We start from the raw sequence: 19,751 nt of genomic DNA, 5'->3' as shown, positions 1-19,751 counted from the left end.
TTATATTTGATCGAAGAAGCGATCAATGTAAACGGGCTGACCTTGAAATACGTGACGCACACCTGACTTTTAGATGACTTTGTGCTGATGCCACTTAATGTCTATTTATCAATGAGTTACAAGGTCAGCTTTAGCTGTAATCAGGGTTTATGCTAGTATCAGTTCCAAACTTTGATCAGGTAAGTACATCAATGGCTTTACAATATTGGGTGGGCGACTTCTTCGTTGACTTATCCAGGAATCAGATCACCAGAAATGGGCAATCTCGAACGATTCCCCCAAAAGCCCTCGCAGTCTTAACTTACCTGGCAAAACACCAGCGAAAAGTCGTGAGCCATGATGACTTGCTCACCGAGGTCTGGCCCAATACAGTAGTTACGCCAAATACACTGCAAAGAAGTATTGCGCAACTCAGAAAAGCACTGGGCGAAGATCGAAAGCTACAGTCCTATATTAGAACTCACGCCAAACAGGGCTACAGTCTGGAGTGTGATATTGTTTGGGAAGATGATTATTCCGCCAAAAAAGGGGGAACGGAGCCGCAGGAGAAGGCTATCTCTCCTGAGTCTCAAGTAAATAGGAAGCCTAAACAGCCAGATCATCAATCCCAGGTCTTTAAACCAAGTAGATATCTAGTCAGTTCGATTGTAGGGCTTGTATTATTAGGCTTCATTGGGTTCAAATTTTATACGCCCAAGCATACTTCTCAGCTCATATTTGACCGCTTACAAGCGGTAACCGCAACCGATCGTAAAGAGTTTGCCCCCACATACTCGCCCGATGGCCAGTACATTCTGTTTCACCGTTACTTGGATAAACTCTGTGTCAATAAAATCTGGGCCAGAAATATTCACAGTCAAAAAGAAACTCAATTAACCCCAGACTGGGGCACTTACGGCCGACATACATTATCGCCCGATGGTAAAACACTCGTATTTATTGCAGCAGAAGATTGCACCAAACCACTAACCCAGAATGTGTGTTACGACCTGGTAAGCTTGGACTTCCAAAAGGCTCTAGTGGGTCAACCATCGGCAAATGTTTTAATGCGATGTAAAAATTCGGCAATTAGTAATCCAGTATGGATAAACGACAATAATCTCGCTATTCTGCAAAAGGTGTCCCGTCGTTGGCGGTTAATCAACTATTCAGTTAATAATAATACGAGCCGCGTCCTTTACGACCTGGAGGATGGAAATCTAGTCTACTTCGATTACTCGAAAAGCGAAGACATAATAGCTGTAATCAGTAATCATCAGGATGGCCAGCTTTATATAGATATGCTCGATTCGAGCGGACAAGTTTTATCCAGCCACCCGGTAGATTATCCAGATGAAATACCGGAACACATGCGCATTTCTCCTAATTTTTCTCCACTAAATGAGCGGTTAATCTTTAGCACTGGCAGACGGTTCTTTTCCCTATCTTATGATGGCAAAGTCAATAAGCTTAATTTGCCTCTGGACCAACCCGCCAGCTCACCCTATTTTCATCCAGATGGGCAAAGAGCACTCTTAATTAAGGGCCGGTACGATAGTGATATCGCATCAATCCCTCTTAGCCAGCCTGAAGCAATCAGCATGCCGTCCGAAGCAGATGTCAGTAAAATCTATCCAAGCACAACACGGTCAATCTTGGAAGATGATGATGGCATTTTCCAACCCAATGGTAATTTGATCGCATTTACTTCTAGGCGCTCTGGTGACGACCAGGTGTGGATAACTGACGGCCGTGATTTACAGCAGCTCTCCCAGTTTCCAATGGATACCAATATCTACGGAATGAACTGGTCAGCCGACGGCCAAAGTATTCTGGTAAACGCCAATAAATCACTCACTCAAATTTATCTGGATGGCAGTATCAAGAATTTTTCACTAGCACATCCTGTTAACCGACAATTTCAGTGGGATAGTGTAAATAATACCGTGTTGTTATCTTTGACAATTAAAGGCATTACTAAATTTGCAGAAGTATACCTCGAAGGCCCGGAAGTTAAGGTTATCAATGAAAAACAGGTTAACTGGGCACAAAGAAGTGAGGATGGTCGGTTGATATATCTGGATCATATGAACCGATTCTGGCAGCCCGGCCCTGCAGAAGATCAACTCATCGAAAAGTTGGCTCTTCAGGGAAGTGAAAAAAGATTTGTTTTGAAAGAGAATGTAATTTATTCAATTAACCGAGACAATCAATTATGGTCATACGACCTTAAGACAGACAACTTCAATCCGATTAGAGAAATGCACAAAGACATTGACTACCTAACAGATATCAATCAAGAAAGTCTGCTTATTACTTATGTTGTTTCAGCAAAAAAAGAAGTGACTGAGCTTTTCTTGCGAGAATAATAAACTTCACCCAAAACCGAATGAAACAAGGATACCGATAACTACCGTACAGGGGGATATTCACAGCGCGCCCTGGGAGAGGGTTATCTTTTCCTTCTGCCCCAGTAGTAAAAAGTGCTCAGTCGGCGTATTGCTCCAACAGTTTCCACAGTGCTCAGAAAAATCACAATCTACCAGAATAATTTCCCTACTGGGCCAGATAGTTGATGCAAAATCTGGACCAGCCCTCAGAGTGAAGGATAAAGTCCTGACACAACCGATACGCCAGTGTGCCATTAACCACGGGTATCTTTTAGCGATTCTTCCCAAGCAACGACAAGCTTGCTTCTTCCGCCCCTCAATTCCTTGTATTTGCCCATTACCCAGCGCATCTACGGTGATTTTCGAATAGGGTATGACCAGCAAGTTGATGAGCGCGAAGCTCCTGTTTACGAGGCTTGTAAGTGCACTGTACGGATTCGGTTCTTGGATCTTCTCAAGGGAGAGCAAGTCAGCATTTGTGGAAGCCGGACAGCGTCAGCAGGAAGTCAGCTAAAAATCATTAGCACTTCAGGTATTTTAATTTCAGTTGACTTAAACTCAATTTCTTCATTTAGCCTCAAAAGAGAAAAGCCTAATTAATGTGAACTGTTATAAGACCCCAAGCCCGAAACAAATGGAAAACTCCTATGCAAAACATGTCAAAACAGCTGTTTTTGAGCGTCTGCTTATCATTCGTAGCCACTGAGACCAATGCTGCTGAAACCATCGCTATCAACCCAATCAGCATAGTACCGCTATTGGACGGCCGTTGCGGCAATGATGAATGGCAAGCAGCAACAAAGATCGAACTACCGGCGCAGGCTTCCATTTATCTATTGCATGATAAAGACTACTTCTACATCTGCGCCAAAGGCAAAGCAGAAGACATCACAGTCTTAGACCTTTACATAGAACATACAGAAACTGGCAATCTCCACAAATTTCATCTCTCCGCTCAAATGGGGGAAAGTGTACTCACAGACAAAGGATGGGAAGGTGTATCCGGCAAGTGGATTCTCAAGGATTATGCTGGATTCTGGGTACCCTATTCTGGACTTGAAGATCCTGAAAATAGAAAGGGCCCAAAATGGGCTAAAGGAACACACAGGCAAGTCCAAGTGTCACGCAATAAATTTCCGGGTAACACTTGGAATATGATGTTTGGCGTAAGCGCCATTAATCACGAAGGTAACTGGAATTCAGAATTTTTTTATCCCGAAAAAGCAGTAGCTACCGATAAGTCGACCTGGAGAAGGCTTTCATTGTCTGAATAAGGGCTCTAAATTCGATTATCAGGCTGCTGAAAAATCCTCTTCAGCTGAGTTTCTTAGATCTCGAAGACCGAAATCGAAAACTGAGCGAGCGTGACCCGCTGATTACTCTGCAGGAACTGATTGGTTGGGAAGGCTTTCGGAACACTTTGAATAAAATTCGCACCAAACTGCGAAAAAGTAGTGCAGACGAAAGCCCTTCGATGTCATTCTAATGTTCAAAGCGCTGATATTGCAGCATTTGTACAACTTATCAGACGATGAACTGGAGTATCAGATATGCGACCGCTTTACATTTTTCCGGTTTCTCACCCTGAATCCGGAAGACAGAACACCGGACGCCAAGACAATCTGGCTGTTTCGCGTACAACTGGTGAACGCTGAGTCTATGAACCCCCTCTTTCTCGAGTTCGATTTTCAGCTTGATGCACAGGGCTACAAAGTTCACAAAGGGCAAATAGTTGATGCCAGTTTTATTGATGCACCGAAGCAACGCAACAGTCGAGATGAGAATGAGAAAATTAAGACCGCCAAAGTACCGGAAAGCATCGAGAAAAAACCAAACGTCAAGCCCCAGAAGGATCTGCATGCTCGCTGGACCAAGAAAAATAATGAGACCCACTACGGGTATAAAAACCACGCCTGCGTGGACAACAAGCACAAACTGATCCGAGATTACGAGATCACCTCTGCCGAAGTGCACGACTCCCAGGTGTTCCATGAACTGCTGAGCGACAACACTTCCAAGGAAGTTTGGGCAGACAGTGCTTACTACAGTGAAGAAAGCGAGACACGGAAGAGAACCGTCGCAGGTCCAGAGTTCGAGTTAGAGTCGAGCACGTATTTGGGTCAATGGAAAATAAGCAGGGCGGTATGCTCGTGCGGTCTATTGGGATTTGGCACGCTGGGGTTAAGGTTGGCATGATGAATTTTGTGTACAACATGCGTCGATTTGTAAGCTTGCAGAGCCGATGTGCGCCCGTTGCATAAGGAATAAGGAGGAAACTTTCTCAAAACAGACCGAAATACCTCTGAAACTCATCAAATATCGTTTTTTGTGACCTTTAATGAAATTATGGTCGACAAAAAAGGGGCACCGAGTGCACTGAATTTTGGCAGTTTTATGTGAAGTCATAGAGGTGCCCTAAAGTCAGGTCACCAAAACGACATTGGCAACTCTTACACAGATACTACCGGGTCGGAAGGAAAGAATACCCCTCTCCCAGGACACGCTGTGAATACATCCTTATACGCTCGTAATCGGCATCCATGCCTCATACGATCCTGGGAGAGGGCTATTCTTCCCTCATGCCTTGCTAGTAACACTGCCTGTCTGGCTGTGTATCATCCTTTCCCTGCCGGGTAACGCCCTGACTCATACAGTGAGGACAGCTCACTCCATCGGGCCAGCAATGTTGGCGTATCTGTTCGTAACACTTTGTATTATCGAGGAGATCGTGAGGTTTCACCATGAGACTGCTTTAAAAGCGTTCAGCAGTCAATTCCATCGATAACGTCTCAAATTCTCACTTTCCCGAAATCCATAAAGAGCCATGATTTTATTAGAAATTATTAAAGAGTTGATGCAGAATTGCTTCCGGGATAGTAATCAGGACAATAGTGGTCACAGTGACCACTATATAAATGTTATGCTTTCTCAAGCTTCATTAGATACAGGTGATTAAAATGAAAAATATATTTGCTTTCTCTATTTTACTGCTTACTTCAATAGTCTCATATGCTCAGGACCTATCGCGCGACTCTCAGTTGGATCCATTAGATATATGTTTAATTACCGGTCTACCCCCGTCGGATGTGAAATTTGAAAAGATACAAAAAATAAAAATAGGGAAAAGTTCGTATGGTAGTGTTACTGATATTTTGCCAAAATTTGCTAATAAAGCTAAATCGCTAGGTGCTAATGCTGTTGTTAATTATATAGGCTCACAACGATTTGGGTTTTGGCCATGGCGCTTTGTTCGGCCCATCGTAAGAGGTGAAGCCGTAAAATTAAATATTGACTCAGAGAAAACATGTAAAGATGCTGGTGGTGCAACGGTCAGAGATGTTATAGCTACCAACAAAGAGCCGCATAAAATTTAGGAACAACAAAGCCAATCAGTGTGACACAAAACCTGCGCTTTACTCTGGTTTTTGTCCTCCTTCTGTCGGTGTTATTGCGGCAGGTACCCTATTAAATGGTAGACACAAGAAGTTACTTCGCGTTAGTAAAAATAATCCAGCCCCCAATTTGAGGAAGGATATGACACTTGGAAACAAACCTATGATCAAGGCAAAGCTGGTGCATTTGATATACCTTTAAAGGATACACTCGCTGCAATACTCGGAGCAGAGTGGGTTGAAAAGAAATGAGCCTAATCGGGTAAAGGCGGGTTTCTAACCCGCCTTCCACATCACCGTACCTGCGGCTCCGCATACGGCGATTCATAAAAACCCCGCTCGGGGTGTAAAATTTCAACCAGATATTCCTTACCGAACAAGCCCTGGATTCCCAGGGAATGCATTGCTGATGCCTTGCTGCACTGCAAACGTCTTCGCCAGCCGGTACGGCCCCTTGCAATTCAATCCGAGCGATATGGCCCGGCGTTCCGGTACGCCCGGTTTGATGAGATTGCAGATACGCGCTCGGGCCGGCGCCACTGCTTGGTGGTGCGATAATAGTCGCTCTTCTGAGCGTCTGGCGGTACCGCGCATTGATCGGCGCAGTGTATTTTTCGCCGGGTTCTACACCGTTAGCGTCGGTTGGATTTTTGCCCTTGGCATTGATTGACACAAACGGTTTCGGGGGCAAAACCCTGGCGGCTTTGCCCTTGCCCATCAGCAAAACGGCCACCGGCCATCTTTTCTCCGCCGGGGCAATTACAACAGCAGCCGGCGCACATCCGCCAGCACACTGACCAGATAGGTCAAAAAGCGTCCCGCATCGCTGCCATTGACCGCGCGGTGATCGTAGGATAACGCCAGTGGCAACAGCTTCCGCGGTGCAAACGTCTCGCCATTCCACACCGGTTTCACAGCCAGTTTGGAAATCCCGAGGATGCCCACTTCCGGGGCATTGACAATCGGTGTGAAGCCGGTACCGCCAATCGCACCCAGGCTGGAGATGGTAAAACAGGCGCCCTGCATTTCCTTCGTCTTCAGTTTGCCGTCGCGGGCCTTCATGGCTAACTCGCTGGCTTCCGCCACCAGTTCGTACAGCCCTTTTTTATCCACGTCCCGAATCACCGGCACCATCAGGCCCTTGGGTGTATCCACCGCCATCCCCACATGCACATAGTCCTTGCGCACAATCTGCTCGCCATCCTTGTGCAGGGACACATTAAAGCTGGGCTCTGCACGCAGGGCCGCGGCCACCGCTTTCAGCAGAAAGGGTACCGGGGTGAGCTTTACGCCGCGCTTTTCCGCTTCGGCCTGCATGGACTTGCGGAAATCCTCCAGTTCAGTGATATCCGCATCGTCGAACTGGGTTACGTGGGGCACATTGAGCCAGTTGCGGGACATATTGGCCGCGGTAATCTTGTGGATCTTGCTCATGGGCGCCACATGCACCGGGCCGAACTGGCTGAAATCGATATCCGGCATCTCGGCGATACCGAGCCCACCGTCAACGGCACCGTGCTCGCCTTTTTTCACCTGCTCGCGGATATAGTGATGCAGGTCATCCTTGGTCACACGGTTGCGCGGCCCCGAGGGCTTTACCCTGCTCAGGGTAACGCCCAGTTCCCGCGCCAGCTTGCGCACGGCAGGGCCGGCGTAAACCTGAGCGGCTGCCGTGAGATCCCGCCCCACCTGGTAACCCTTTTGAGCGGCCGCCGACGGTTCAGACGGCCGGGACACCTGCTGTTCTGGCGCACTCTGGGTAGGGGTGGCCGACGCCTCTGCGGCTGCCGGGGCGGGCACCGCTTCAGTAGCAGCGGGCACCGTTTTCAGCACCCCCAAGGTATCGCCTGTGGAGACTTTATCGCCCTCTTTTACGGCGATGGAAACCACGGTGCCGGCACTGGGGGAAGGCACGTCCATGGACGCCTTGTCACCCTCCACTACGATCAGCGAGTCGCCCTCGGCAACAGTGTCACCGGGCTGTACACAAATCTCGATCACGTCCACCGCATCGGCGCCACCCAGATCCGGAATCAGGATAGGCGCCTCTTTCGGCTCGGCACTGGCAACGGCTGCGGGCGCTTCCACTACCGGCTCGGGCTGGGCTGTCTGTGCCGGGGCCCCAGCGGGCTCCTCCATGGGGGCTGCCGCCACATCGGTTTCAATTTCGGCAATCACATCGCCCGCGGAGACCTTGTCACCCTCCTTTAGGCTGATGCTGAGGATTTTGCCAGCCACAGGGGCCGGCACATCCATGGAGGCTTTGTCGCCCTCCACCACAATCAGTGCATCCTCCTGCGCCACGGTATCGCCGGGTGCAACCGGAATTTCAATAACATCGACCTGATCGGCACCACCGAGGTCAGGCACTTTAATGACTTGTTTTGCCATAGGGACTCTGCCCTCTCCTAGCTGATGCGCGGGTTAACTTTTTCGGCGTCGATCTTAAGCTTCACGATGGCCTCGGAAACCGTTTGCGCATTGATCACGCCCTGTTTCGCCAGCCCGTTCAGCGCGGCGATTACCACATAATTGCGGTCCACCTCGAAGAAGCGACGCAGCTGCTCACGGCTGTCACTGCGGCCAAAACCATCGGTGCCCAGGGTTGTGAGTTCACCATCGATAAACTCGCGCAGCGGCTCCACGTAAGCGCGGATGTAATCGGTGGCGGTGATCACCGGGGAAGTATTGCCCGCAAACTGTTCGGTAATCCAGGCTTTGCGCGGCTCGGCTTCCGGGTGCAGCATATTCCAGCGCGCTACATCCTGGCCCTCGCGCGCCGCTTCCACGGCGGAGGTGAGGCTCCAGACATCGGATGTCACACCGAACTGGTCGGCGAGGATATCCGCCGCGGCCAGTACCTCCCGCAAAATGGTACCGCCGCCGATCAGCTGTACATGCTGCTTCGCGTTTTTGCCCTTTGCGCCTTTCTTGGCGTTGGACTGCAGTTTGTAGATACCGTGAATAATGCCTTCTTCCACGCCCTGGGGCATTTCCGGCTGAACATAGTTCTCGTTCTCGATGGTGATGTAATAGAAGAGGTTCTTCTGCTCTTGGTACATCTCCTTGAGGCCGCGCTGCATAATCACCGCCAGCTCATAGCCGTAGGCGGGATCGTAGCTGCGGCAGTTGGGGATGGTGGAGGACAGCACGTGGCTGTGGCCGTCCTGATGCTGCAGTCCCTCGCCATTGAGGGTGGTGCGCCCAGCAGTGGCACCGATCAGGAAACCCCGCGCCTGCATGTCGCCGGCAGCCCAGGCCAGGTCGCCCACGCGCTGGAAGCCGAACATGGAATAGTAGATATAGAAAGGCACCATGGCCACACCGTGGTTGCTGTAGGCGGTCGCCAGCGCCATCCAGGCGGACATAGCACCGGCTTCGTTGATGCCTTCTTCCAGCACCTGGCCTTTCTTGTCTTCCTTGTAATACATAATCTGACCGTGATCCACCGGGGTATAGCGCTGCCCCTGGGAGGAGTAGATACCCAACTGGCGGAACAGACCTTCCATACCGAAGGTACGCGCTTCGTCTGGCACGATCGGTGCGATATTTTTGCCAATGTTTTTGTCTTTCACCAACGCGGCGATGGCGCGCACAAACGCCATGGTGGTGGAGATTTCCCGTTCGCCGGAACCTTTGGTCAGGGCACTGAAGGCGTCGAGGCCGGGCACTGCCAGTTTCGGGCACTCAATGGGGCGGCGCGGCAGCGGGCCACCCAGGGTCTTGCGGCGCCCGGCCATATATTTCATTTCCGGGCTGTCCGGAGTCGGGCGGTAGTAAGGCACCTCTTCCAGTGCTTTGTCGGTCAGCGGAATCGCAAAGCGATCACGGAAGCGCTTGAGTGCATCCAGGTCCAGCTTCTTCACCGAGTGGGTATCCATCGCCGCTTCACCGGCGGCGCCCAGGCCGTAACCTTTCACGGTCTGCGCCAGAATCACGGTAGGCTGGCCTTTGTGGGCCATAGCCGAAGCATAAGCTGCATACACCTTGTAGGGGTCGTGCCCGCCGCGGTTGAGCTTCATGATCTCGTCGTCGGACATGTCCTTGACCAGCTCCAGCAACTCCGGGTACTTACCGAAAAAGTGCTCCCGGGTATAGGCACCGCCGTTGGCTTTGAAATTCTGCATCTCGCCATCGACCACCTCATCCATGACTTTCTGCAGCAACCCCTTGTCGTCCTTCTCCAGCAGCGGGTCCCACAGGCGGCCCCACAACACTTTGATCACATTCCAGCCGGCGCCGCGGAAAACCCCTTCCAGCTCCTGTACGATCTTACCATTGCCGCGCACCGGGCCGTCCAGGCGCTGCAGGTTGCAGTTGACCACAAATACCAGATTTTCCAGCTGTTCGCGGCCGGCCAGGGAGATTGAGCCGAGGGTTTCCGGCTCGTCGCACTCACCATCGCCGAGGAAAGCCCACACCTTGCGGTCACCGCGCGGGGAGAGGCCGCGGGCGGACAGGTAGCGCATGATATGCGCCTGGTAAATCGCCTGGATGGGGCCAAGCCCCATGGAAACGGTGGGAAACTGCCAGTAGTCCGGCATCAGCCAGGGATGCGGATAGGAAGACAGGCCGTTGCCGTTCACTTCGCGACGGAAGTTGTCCAACTGCGCTTCATCGAAACGCCCCTCCAGATAGGAGCGGGCGTAAATGCCCGGTGCACTGTGGCCCTGGAAGAAAACCAGGTCGCCGCGCTCCTCGCCTTCATTACCGCGAAAGAAATAATTGAAGCCCACGTCGTAGAGCGTGGCCGCGGAGGAGAAGCTGGAGATATGGCCGCCGAGGCCGTCGTTGTTCTGGTTGGCCCGTACCACCATCGCCAAAGCATTCCAGCGGATCAGGGAACGGATACGGCGTTCCATAAACAGGTCGCCAGGCATACGCTTTTCCGCGTTGGGCGGGATGGTGTTGCGGTAAGGGGTGGTGATCGCCGCGGGCAACTGCACACCCTCATCGGTTGCGCGGTCGGACAGCTGCTTGAGGAGAGAGGCTGCGCGCTCTTTGCCGCTGTAACGGATAACCGCCTGCAGCGCATCCAGCCACTCCTGTGTTTCGAGGTTATCGGTCTCTTCGTGCATCAAGTGCTCCTCGGCGAATCAGGCGACGTCGGGTCGGTCTATTTCTCAAAAATCGGTATGTGGGCAGACTGGGGTGTAGGCAAAAAACACTTCCTTTCTTGGTGGCTCCGCCAGTGCGTCTGTCCCGTTGGCGCAAGTGCAATGTGTGCACTTTCATTGGATCGCAGCGAAAAGAGAGCTGCACCATTCCGCTGTCGCGATTGCCCGGTTTAAGAGTAATTATCAATACCAGGCGTCACGCAGTATGGCGGACAAAACCCCATTTTCGGTTGTTGGCGGAGGCGATTGTAGTATTACTACAAATAATTTTCCAGACAGGACGGTTAGTAACAAATAAAACCAAAACGCAAAACAATTATTTGCCATTTTGCGAAAATACCGGAATATTTGATGGAAATTTTCAGGAAATAAGCTACAAAATCGAGTCCCAAACAAAGATACCAGTCACAGTCGAACCGGCTTCCCCGTGGACTGATATTCAGCGTAGACCAGATACCGCAAAGACCCTCCCGCTGCAAGGGCATTGAAGGGGTAACAGGTCACCAGCAGCAGTCCACGCTCGGCAAAAATCGGCAGGCGCTCGTGCGTACTGTTCACAATACGCCTCTCTGCAACCCGGTAAGTATGCCAGCGGCCATGGTGATCTTGCAGGTAAACAGCGCTATCCCGTCGCACTTTTTCCAGCCCCGCAAAGTGGGTGTCCCTGTGCGCTGCAATCACGGTGGTACGAAGCTCACCCGGATGCCCCGAACCGGCCAGCATACCCGGGCCGAAGGCGAGGGATTGACCACTGCCGCCAGAGAGGACCATCAACGGCGACTGCCCTGCCAACTGGAGCCTGGCCACAGGCCAGGTATCCGCCCAGGGCCAGGGCTTTTGCCGAACCCCGCTCTGCAGCTGCTCCTCCCAGGCATGGGCAATCAGGATTTGTGCCAGCTGCGCCTTGGCCAGCAGCCAGCCCGCAGATCCCAGCTGCCATAGCCCCGCCGCCAGGCACAACAGGAAAAACAGGGTGCGCATCACGGGCACACATGCCCAGGCCCGGCCTGGATGCCGCCTCGGAATCGGCGCAGGCCCGGCGCCACCCAGTACAAGAGGCCGCACAGCCCGCCCATCACGGTACCGCGCATCCGGCGCCCGCGACGCAGCAGCGCCGCAAATCCGAGCAGGCCGGCTGCGGCCAGCAACTGGGCGTAGATTCCGGTGGCGGTACTGGGATAGGCCTGGCGCTGCAAGACCTGGCCTTTCGCTGTCATATTGGCCACAGCGCTGCGCGAGAGCGCCCCTTTGGCAGGGCGCACTACGGTTTCCTCAATCGCGACAAAGCTGGTATAGGGGCTCGCGAGCTGGTGGCCCAGGGCGAGCTGCAGGATTTGCGCGCGCAGGGCCAGGCCCGCATCACTGCCCTCCCCCACCTGCAGTTGCTGGTCGCGCAGGGCTTCAATTTTACTCCGCGCCCACAGACTGCCGAGGCCGCCGGAGCCGGCCGCGCCATCGCTCTTGAGCGCCAGCCTGCGCACAAACTGTTTACCCGCCATACGCCCGCGCAATTGGATATCCCCCTGCAGCTTATCCCCGTCAATCCTCGCCACCAGTTGCATTGCCTCGCCGCGGTAGAGATCGGGGATGCGCTTGGGATAGGCATCGGCTGTCACACCCGAGGGCCAGCTGAGCTGCAGATCGGTGGCCATGGGATTTTCCAGCTTGGCAAACAGGGCCTGCATACGTCCGCGCACCTCGGCGATATCGCCAATGGTGACAAAGGTGCCGCGCCCAAACTGCGCGGCCTTGCGCATAAAGTGGCTGTTGGGCGCCGAGCCGATACCCACGGTAAACAGGCGTGTGTTGTTTAGATGTTGACGAATCACTTCAAATAGCGCCTGCTCATTGCCCACGGCACCATCGGTGATAAAGACCACCTGGTGTACCAGGCCGGTGTCGTCCGGCAACTGCTGTCCCAGGGCCAGGCGCAGTGCCGGTGCCATCTCCGTTCCACCACCCGCGTTTAAATGCTCGATTTCCTGGCGCGCACGGCGGATATTCTCCGCGTTCGCCGCTACCGGGCGCGGAAACAAAGCCCGGGTGATACTGTTAAATTCGATGACATTAAAGCGGTCACTAGCGTGCAAGCGGGAAAGTGCCAGAATCAAACCTTCCTTGGCCTGGCGAATGGCATTCCCAGCCATCGAACCTGAAGTATCAATCACATAAACCACCTCTCGGGGCAGGCGCTGACTGCGGATGCCATCATCCGGAGGCAATAGCATCACCTGCAGGTAGGTATCGGTGTTCTCCCCGTCACTGTCCTGTGTTTCCACCCGCTCGCTAAACAGGGCCGCGCGGGGCGATGTGGAATTATGCGGCTGCCAACTCAGGAAAAAATCCCGGTCCATCCGCGCAGTGCCCTCACGCAGCTGAATGGTGTAAAGCCCGCTCTCTTTATTGTCGACATCAAAGGTGTGATATGGACTGTTAATCTGTGCCAATGGCAGGCCACTGTGCAGCTCCACCTCAATGGCAATTTTATGGCTGCCAATAGCCTCAAGCTCTTCCGCCGGCTGCATTAAGGGGGTAATCGCCGCTGCATCCGGCACCTGGCTTGTGGGCAGGGCCCAGCCATTCTGTTCCGTAACCAACGCCAACCCTTCACCACCAAGCGTTGGCAGCGGGAGGGGCGCGCCGGCAATATAACGGGGTGTAAGGGTGGTGGGCATACGCAGGGAGAAACTCCCCCCATCGTAAGTGACCGGTTGCAGATAGCGGATATTGACCTGCACCGTTTCTCCCGGCGCGATATTGGCCACCTTATTGGTGAACAGGTTGGGGCGCTGCTGCTCCAGCAGGGCCGCGCGCCTGCCCGCTGCACGGGCAACCTTGTACATCTTCGCTGCCTGTTTGCGCTCGTGCACCTTGCCGACAATACGGCGCTCGCCCAGTTGGATTTCCAAGCCCGCCACTGCCGCCTGCTCCGGCAGCGGCAGTGCGTAAATGGCTTCCCGCCAGTTGTCGCTGGTATTTTGAAACTCCTGTTGCAGCTGCACCTCTGCAACCAGTCCACGAACGATCATTTTGACCCGGCTGGCCAGGTGTACCGCGGGGATATAGCGCCCCGTTTCTGTACCGGCAAAGAGCAAATCACCGGCTTTTACCTCGTCCAGGGTAACCATTTCCAGCGAGGGATCGTTATCATTGCCCATATCACCGGGAAGCTCCTGCGCATGCACCTCTGCACCGATGGCGGCTATCACTACGGCCAGCACCACCACAATAAACAGCAGCCAGCGGCCGGAACCGCCGCTGCGCTGGCGACGACGGTAGTATTCTTCCGTTGGCAACATCAGGTCATCTTTGTGAAAGCGCTGCCCAAACAATATCACCCTGTTCACAAACTCCCCTCCATCCTTTTAATTGATTGCAGGAGGTATTAAACACAGGGAAGCGGGCAAAACCCGGCAGTGATTCGGGCGAAAGTGAGGAGCAATAATGGCGAAATGTGGCGGGCAGCAAATTGCAAAGCTGCAAAAGCAAAGCCGGGTTTTGCAGAGGGCAAAAAAAACCGGCACTTGTGCCGGTTTTTTTACGCCTAAGACCCGATCAGTCGACCAAGTCGTAATCCCTGCGCAAAATCTCTGTCAGTTCTGCTTTTGGGTTATCGGACATTTCGAGCTTCTGGCCTGTAATTTTCTCCGCGATACCCACATAGGTGGCGGAGAGGTCCATCAGCATGGATTGCGGCAGCGCGTTGTCACGGGCCAGGGCCAGGCGCTCTTGCATACGGTCCTTGTTCAGCAGGATATCGGCATCCGCAAAGTGATTCAGCAGGGCCTGGCGGAAACCCTCCTTGGAGTTTTCCACAACCTTGCCTGTGCGGTACTGCTCCCCGTCCCAGATACGGGAGGAGTCCGGGGTGCCTACCTCATCCATATAGATGAGCTTTTGCGCACCATTGGCATCGGTGACATAACCGAATTCGAACTTGGTGTCGACAAAGATTTGATCGAGCTTTTCCAGCTCTGTAGAGATTACATCAAAGCCCTCTTTCAACAGTTTTTCGTATAGGTCAATATCCTCGGCACTGTGAAAATTGAAGGCCGCAACATTGTCCTCAATATCCCTGCGGGTGATATTCACATCGTCCGCTTCTGGCACGCCGGGAATATCTTTGAGAATACCTTTGGTGGAGGGGGTGATCAGCAGTTCGGGCAGTTTCTGGTCTTTTTGCAGGCCGTCGGCAATCTCGATGCCACAGAACCCGCGCTCGCCCTTCTGGTAGGCGCGCCACATGGAGCCGGTGATGTACTGACGGGCGATGGCCTCAATCATGACCGGACGCGCCTTCTGCACAATCCACACCAGCGGGTGCGGAATATCCAGAATATGGCTATCGGCCAGGCCCTGCTCCTTGAACCGTTTGAACCAGTGGTTGGAGATGGCGTTCAGCGCCGCGCCCTTGCCGGGCACACCGCGCAGGCCATCTTCACCGGTCCAAATACAATCAAAAGCGGAAATACGGTCGGAAATCACCATCACCGCCAGAGGGGCGTCCGGCGCTACCGGGTAGCCTTTTTCGGCAATCAGACGGCGGCTGTCAGCCCCGGTCAACCAGTAAACGGAGCGGACTTTACCGCTGTGGATGGGCTTGTTAGTACGGATCGGCAAGTCATTATTGACCGCCAGGACTTTGTCAGCCAGACTCATGGGCGCTCACCTGTTTGAAGGGACCAACGAAAGGAAAGCGCGGCATTCTAGCAAATGCCGCTACCCGCAGACAAAGAAAAGATAGGCATTAAGCGCGAAAATTCCGCGATAAGACCGCTGCTGGGAGCGAATATACCGCCGTAATAAAAATGATAGGAAACACTGTGGCACAAGTGCTGTGATCCAGCAGACGCACAATCGCGATAGAATGCCGTGCAGTGAGTGCGCAATACTCTAGGAGAAGAGTGGAGATGACAAAGATTGCGGTGATCCTTACCCAGGGCTTTGCCGATTGGGAATACGCTCTGATTGCCGGGACCGGCGGCCCGTTTTACGGTATGCAGATCGAGTTCTTCGCCCCGCAAGCAGAGCAGCTAGTGTCCCAGGGCGGGCTGACAGTGGTCATCTCCCGCCAATTGAACGAGATTGACGATTTTCAACCCGCAATCATTGTCGTTGTTGGCGGTACCCTATGGGAAACCACACAAGCACCTGATATGACCAGCTTACTGAGCACTCACCATAAACAGGGCGGCACCGTTGCCGGAATTTGTGGGGGAACACTGGCCTTGGCCAGGGCGGGTATTTTCAATGACGCGGACCACACATCGAACAGTGCGGCGTTCTTAAAGCAGCACGTCCGGGGCTATAGCGGTGAAAAACACTATCGTGAAAGTGCCGCTGCTGTATCTGATCAGGGTGTGATCTCCGCACCGGGAACGGCTCCGGTTTCCTTCACCGCAGCGGTATTTGAAGCCGCTGGTTTACCAGCGGACACGCTGATGCAATTCAGAGCCATGCTCGCTGCCGAGCACGCTGGTTAAAACCTGGCCACTCACACACCATCCGGCCAAGTTCGCCAGCGGTCCCTCTGTCTCTACCAGAACCCGCGGTTTCAGACCCCCGCTCAACGCTGCTCCGGTATCTTCCTGGCTTCCCATTCCGCCTGGTGCTCACTGGTGGGCCAGGCGCTCATAATGGCTTTGAGCAGGGTTGCCAGGGGAATGGCAAAGAAAACGCCCCAGAAGCCCCAGATGCCGCCGAAAAAGAGTACCGCGAGGATAATCGCCACCGGATGCAGATTGACTGCCTCGGAAAATAACAGGGGCACCAGCACATTGCCATCGAGCAACTGGATGATGCCGTAAGTGAGTATCAGGTAGAAGAACTCATTACTCCAGCCCCACTGGAACAGGCCGATTGCAGCTACCGGAATGGTCACCACGGCTGCGCCAATATAGGGGATCAGCACACTGAAGCCCACTGCCACCGCCAACAACAGCGCATAGTTCACCCCCAGAAACAGGAAGGCGGCGTAGCTGACCACTGCAACTATACCGATTTCGACCACCTTGCCACGCACATAGTTGGCCACCTGGTCATTCATCTCATACCAGATCTGATGTAGCATGGGGCGCTCTTTTGGTAGCAGGGAGGTACACCAACGGATCAGCTGATTGGAATCCTTCAAAAAGAAAAATACCAGAATCGGCACCACCACCACGTAAATCAGTAATCCGGCAAAGATTGGCAGGTTGGTCAGGGAGAAGGCCAGCAACGTCTGCCCGATACCCCCCAGTTCACTGCCGAGGATATCGAAGATCTCGTCTATCTGCGCTGCGGAAATCAGGCGCGGGTAGCGCTCGGGCAATAACAACAACAGCTCCTGACCGCGCTGCACCATATTCGGCAATTCCGCACCCAGCCGCACCAGCTGGCGCCAGATAATCGGCAGTACGACAAACAGCAGTGCCACAATGGTGCCCACCAACACCATGCAGGACAGTGTTACCGCCAGCCAGTGGGGCACCCGCCAGGATGTCAGTTTCTGCACCATGCCCTGCATCAAAAAAGCGATGACCAGAGCGGTGAGCACAGGGGCCAGTACCACCCCGAGAGTGGCCAGCACCACCAGAGCCACGGCAAGCAGCAATACGAGCAATACTACTTCTTCCTGGCTGAAGTAGCGGTTCACCCAGCTTTTTACAATCGAAAACATAGATTCTCTGGATTGGTTGTTCATTTGCCAGCATATAGCCAATATAGGAACGTGTTGTTACGCTGCTCGGCGCGCAGCAGGGATCTGCCACTCAGAGCGGCAAAACTGTGAAAATCCCGCCATGAGGCCTCATCCGTGGCCAACACACACAACAGGGTGCCCGCCTCATACTTACCCAGGGCCCGGCGCAGGGCCAAAAGGGGTTGCGGACATGGCAGCTCCCGCGCATCCACAACCGCAGCCGCTTCCCATTCGGGGGGTGGCTGCGTGGACGCTGTCTCACTGGGGTTCAGTGCCATTGGTTACTTGGTCACAGGCTTTGGATGGCTGCGGATTATAGCGCGGAATCCGCGCCAGATGCCGCTAGCGCTTTACGCTTTTTTACCTGCCGGATGGCACTTAGGTGAACCTTATAGGGTCCTCCAGGTCAAATCCTCGACAGTCCAATGGGGTTGCGTATAGAGTTGGACTATAGATCCTTCACGGACAGACTGAGCAGTAATCGAGATGACTGACCCCCAAAATACCTTACCCCAACCAAGCGACAACCTGCCTTTTCTGCACTGCTTTCGCGCCGGCCTCACGGCATTGGGCATCGGACTGCTGCTCGTAGCCACCCCCATCACCCCCATCACCGCCAGCGCAGACAGCGAAGAGATCCGCCTGCCGGAACTGGGCGATAGCTCCAGTGGGCTTGTATCCCGCAAACGCGAAAAGGAACTGGGACAGATGTGGCTGCGCATCTTCCGCAGCCAGGTTCGCACCTCCAACGATGCGCTGCTGCAACAGTACGTGGAAAAAACCGTAAAGGGGCTTGCAGAGTACAGCCCACTGGAAGACAAACACATTGATGTGGTCGTGGTGAATAATGAAACCATGAACGCCTTCGCGGTCCCCGGCGGCATTATGGGGGTGCATACCGGCCTGTTCCTGTTTGCAAAAAATGAAGACCAGTTTGCCTCGGTCATCGCCCATGAACTGGGCCACCTGAGCCAGCGGCACTATGCCCGCTCTCTGGAGGCCCAGCGCAACAGCACTATTCCCACACTCGCCGGCATGCTCGGCGCCCTGGTAATTGCCGCAACCGCTGGCGGCGATGCTGGCCTCGCCGCCATAACCGCCACCCAGGCGGCGGCCCTGGACAGCCAGCTGCGCTTCAGCCGCAAGAATGAACAGGAGGCAGACCGGGTTGGTATCGAAACCCTGGCCAAATCCGGGCGCGACCCGGATGCCGCCGGGGAGATGTTCGAGCAAATGCTCAAAGCGACCCGCTACTACCGCCGGCCGCCTGAATTCCTCCTCACCCACCCAGTGACCGAAAAGCGGATTGCCGACGCCAAGCTGCGCTCCCAGCGCATGGACGACATCCCCCCCAGCGACAGCCGCGACTTCCACCTGATGCGCGCCCGTATCCGCCTGGCCACCGAGCCCACGCCTCAGCAGGCCATCAAACGCTTCCAAGCGGAACTGGGTGGAATCAACGATAGTGAAGACGCCGCCCGCTACGGTCTGGCACTGGCACAAATCGCCGCCGGCAAGCCGGATACAGCTCTGGATACCCTGCAGCCGCTGCTGGACAGAGAACCCTCAAAAGCGGCTTTTGTGCTCGCGCGGGCCGATATCGACCTGGTGCGCGAAGACTACACCAGCGCCAACAGGCGCCTGGAACACGCGCTCGACCGAAACCCCGGCGACCACGCCCTGATTATGGGCCTCGCCAATGCGCACTTTAAGGCTGGCAATTATCTCGCTGCCGAGCGCATCCTGGCCAAATACAGCCGCGTGCGCAAAAAAGATCCCTCTGTTTGGTACCTGCTGGCAGAGACCCATGGCCTGGCCGGGGATATCGTCGGTGTGCACGAGGCCCGCGCCGAGTACTATATCCTCAACGGCGTCTTCGACAAGGCCCTGCAGCACCTGCGCCACGGCGTCCGCATGACCAAGAACGATTATCAGACCCACGCGATTCTTGAGCAGCGCATGAAAGACGTTATCAAGATGCAGGAAAAGGCCAAAGAACTGTAACTGCGGGAAAAATGCGCAGTCATTGGCGGTAGATGTGAAAACCTGACACTGCCTCCACTGCCTTGCCACAAAGCATTCCGACCGAAAGGCATTCAGGAAATAGCACCGGTTCTATGCTGCCGCTTGGGCGGGGGGGGGGGGGGAGACCCCTTGAGGGCGGCCAACAATTGGGGCAACATCTTCTTCAAAA

14 protein-coding genes and 1 pseudogene are annotated in these 19,751 nt (G+C 54.0%); 7 read left to right on the top strand and 8 right to left on the bottom strand.

Annotated elements, in window-relative coordinates:
• Positions 1–191: 191 nt before the first annotated feature.
• From ACL7TT_RS06890 to ACL7TT_RS06880, 3 genes and pseudogenes are all read left to right on the top strand, one after another.
• On the top strand, positions 192–2,348 hold the full coding sequence (locus tag ACL7TT_RS06890) for a winged helix-turn-helix domain-containing protein (protein ID WP_413394198.1): 2,157 nt from the start codon (positions 192–194) through the stop codon (positions 2,346–2,348).
• A gap of 668 nt (positions 2,349–3,016) precedes the next feature.
• Positions 3,017–3,643, top strand: a complete 627-nt coding sequence (locus tag ACL7TT_RS06885; RefSeq protein ID WP_413394196.1) for a hypothetical protein — start codon at positions 3,017–3,019, stop codon at positions 3,641–3,643.
• A gap of 26 nt (positions 3,644–3,669) precedes the next feature.
• A pseudogene (locus ACL7TT_RS06880) lies at positions 3,670–4,630 on the top strand (IS5 family transposase).
• 326 nt (positions 4,631–4,956) lie between these two features.
• Here the strand turns inward: ACL7TT_RS06880 and ACL7TT_RS06875 are convergent.
• Entirely contained in the window at positions 4,957–5,112 is a 156-nt protein-coding gene (locus ACL7TT_RS06875) for a transposase (RefSeq protein ID WP_413394194.1), read from the bottom strand.
• 214 nt (positions 5,113–5,326) lie between these two features.
• Between ACL7TT_RS06875 and ACL7TT_RS06870 the strand changes: the two genes are divergently transcribed.
• A complete protein-coding gene (locus ACL7TT_RS06870) occupies positions 5,327–5,743 on the top strand; it encodes a hypothetical protein (protein ID WP_413394192.1) in 417 nt (138 codons plus the stop codon).
• A gap of 427 nt (positions 5,744–6,170) precedes the next feature.
• Positions 6,171–6,431 (top strand): hypothetical protein, encoded by a 261-nt coding sequence (locus ACL7TT_RS06865; RefSeq protein ID WP_413394190.1) that lies wholly within the window; start codon positions 6,171–6,173, stop codon positions 6,429–6,431.
• Positions 6,432–6,520: 89 nt separating this feature from the next.
• Here ACL7TT_RS06865 and aceF read toward each other — a convergent pair whose 3' ends face one another.
• The 5 genes from aceF to ACL7TT_RS06840 all read right to left on the bottom strand — a co-directional run bounded on the left by aceF (position 6,521) and on the right by ACL7TT_RS06840 (position 15,537).
• Complete coding sequence (gene aceF / locus ACL7TT_RS06860) at positions 6,521–8,152, bottom strand: dihydrolipoyllysine-residue acetyltransferase (protein ID WP_413394188.1); 1,632 nt, start codon at positions 8,150–8,152, stop codon at positions 6,521–6,523.
• Positions 8,153–8,169: 17 nt separating this feature from the next.
• Complete coding sequence (aceE, locus tag ACL7TT_RS06855; protein WP_413394187.1) at positions 8,170–10,839, bottom strand: pyruvate dehydrogenase (acetyl-transferring), homodimeric type; 2,670 nt, start codon at positions 10,837–10,839, stop codon at positions 8,170–8,172.
• Positions 10,840–11,283: 444 nt separating this feature from the next.
• Positions 11,284–11,859 (bottom strand): class GN sortase, encoded by a 576-nt coding sequence (locus tag ACL7TT_RS06850; RefSeq protein ID WP_413394185.1) that lies wholly within the window; start codon positions 11,857–11,859, stop codon positions 11,284–11,286.
• A complete protein-coding gene (locus ACL7TT_RS06845; protein WP_413394183.1) occupies positions 11,859–14,225 on the bottom strand; it encodes a marine proteobacterial sortase target protein in 2,367 nt (788 codons plus the stop codon). The genes ACL7TT_RS06850 and ACL7TT_RS06845 overlap by 1 nt, the downstream gene beginning before the upstream one ends.
• 208 nt (positions 14,226–14,433) lie before the next feature.
• On the bottom strand, positions 14,434–15,537 hold the full coding sequence (locus ACL7TT_RS06840; RefSeq protein WP_413394181.1) for a phosphoribosylaminoimidazolesuccinocarboxamide synthase: 1,104 nt from the start codon (positions 15,535–15,537) through the stop codon (positions 14,434–14,436).
• A 251-nt stretch (positions 15,538–15,788) separates the two neighbouring features.
• Here ACL7TT_RS06840 and ACL7TT_RS06835 point away from each other — a divergent pair, with 251 nt between their 5' ends.
• The gene (locus ACL7TT_RS06835; RefSeq protein ID WP_413394179.1) at positions 15,789–16,361 is read left to right on the top strand and encodes a DJ-1/PfpI family protein; all 573 of its coding nucleotides are present in this window, start codon (positions 15,789–15,791) and stop codon (positions 16,359–16,361) included.
• A gap of 83 nt (positions 16,362–16,444) precedes the next feature.
• Here the strand turns inward: ACL7TT_RS06835 and ACL7TT_RS06830 are convergent, their stop codons facing one another.
• Both ACL7TT_RS06830 and ACL7TT_RS06825 read right to left on the bottom strand, forming a co-directional pair.
• Positions 16,445–17,536, bottom strand: coding sequence for an AI-2E family transporter (locus ACL7TT_RS06830; protein ID WP_299947116.1), 1,092 nt, complete (start codon positions 17,534–17,536; stop codon positions 16,445–16,447).
• A 20-nt stretch (positions 17,537–17,556) separates the two neighbouring features.
• Positions 17,557–17,835 (bottom strand): sulfurtransferase TusA family protein, encoded by a 279-nt coding sequence (locus ACL7TT_RS06825; RefSeq protein WP_413394177.1) that lies wholly within the window; start codon positions 17,833–17,835, stop codon positions 17,557–17,559.
• 208 nt (positions 17,836–18,043) lie between these two features.
• On the opposite strand from ACL7TT_RS06825, the gene ACL7TT_RS06820 reads away from it, so the two are divergent.
• A complete protein-coding gene (locus ACL7TT_RS06820; protein ID WP_413394176.1) occupies positions 18,044–19,561 on the top strand; it encodes a M48 family metalloprotease in 1,518 nt (505 codons plus the stop codon).
• Positions 19,562–19,751 lie beyond the last annotated feature (190 nt).

Source organism: Microbulbifer jejuensis (assembly GCF_047289955.1).
Classification (GTDB): domain Bacteria; phylum Pseudomonadota; class Gammaproteobacteria; order Pseudomonadales; family Cellvibrionaceae; genus Microbulbifer.
The sequence above is the reverse complement of the archived record's forward strand: the minus strand, read 5'-3'. Positions and strand labels throughout refer to the sequence as shown.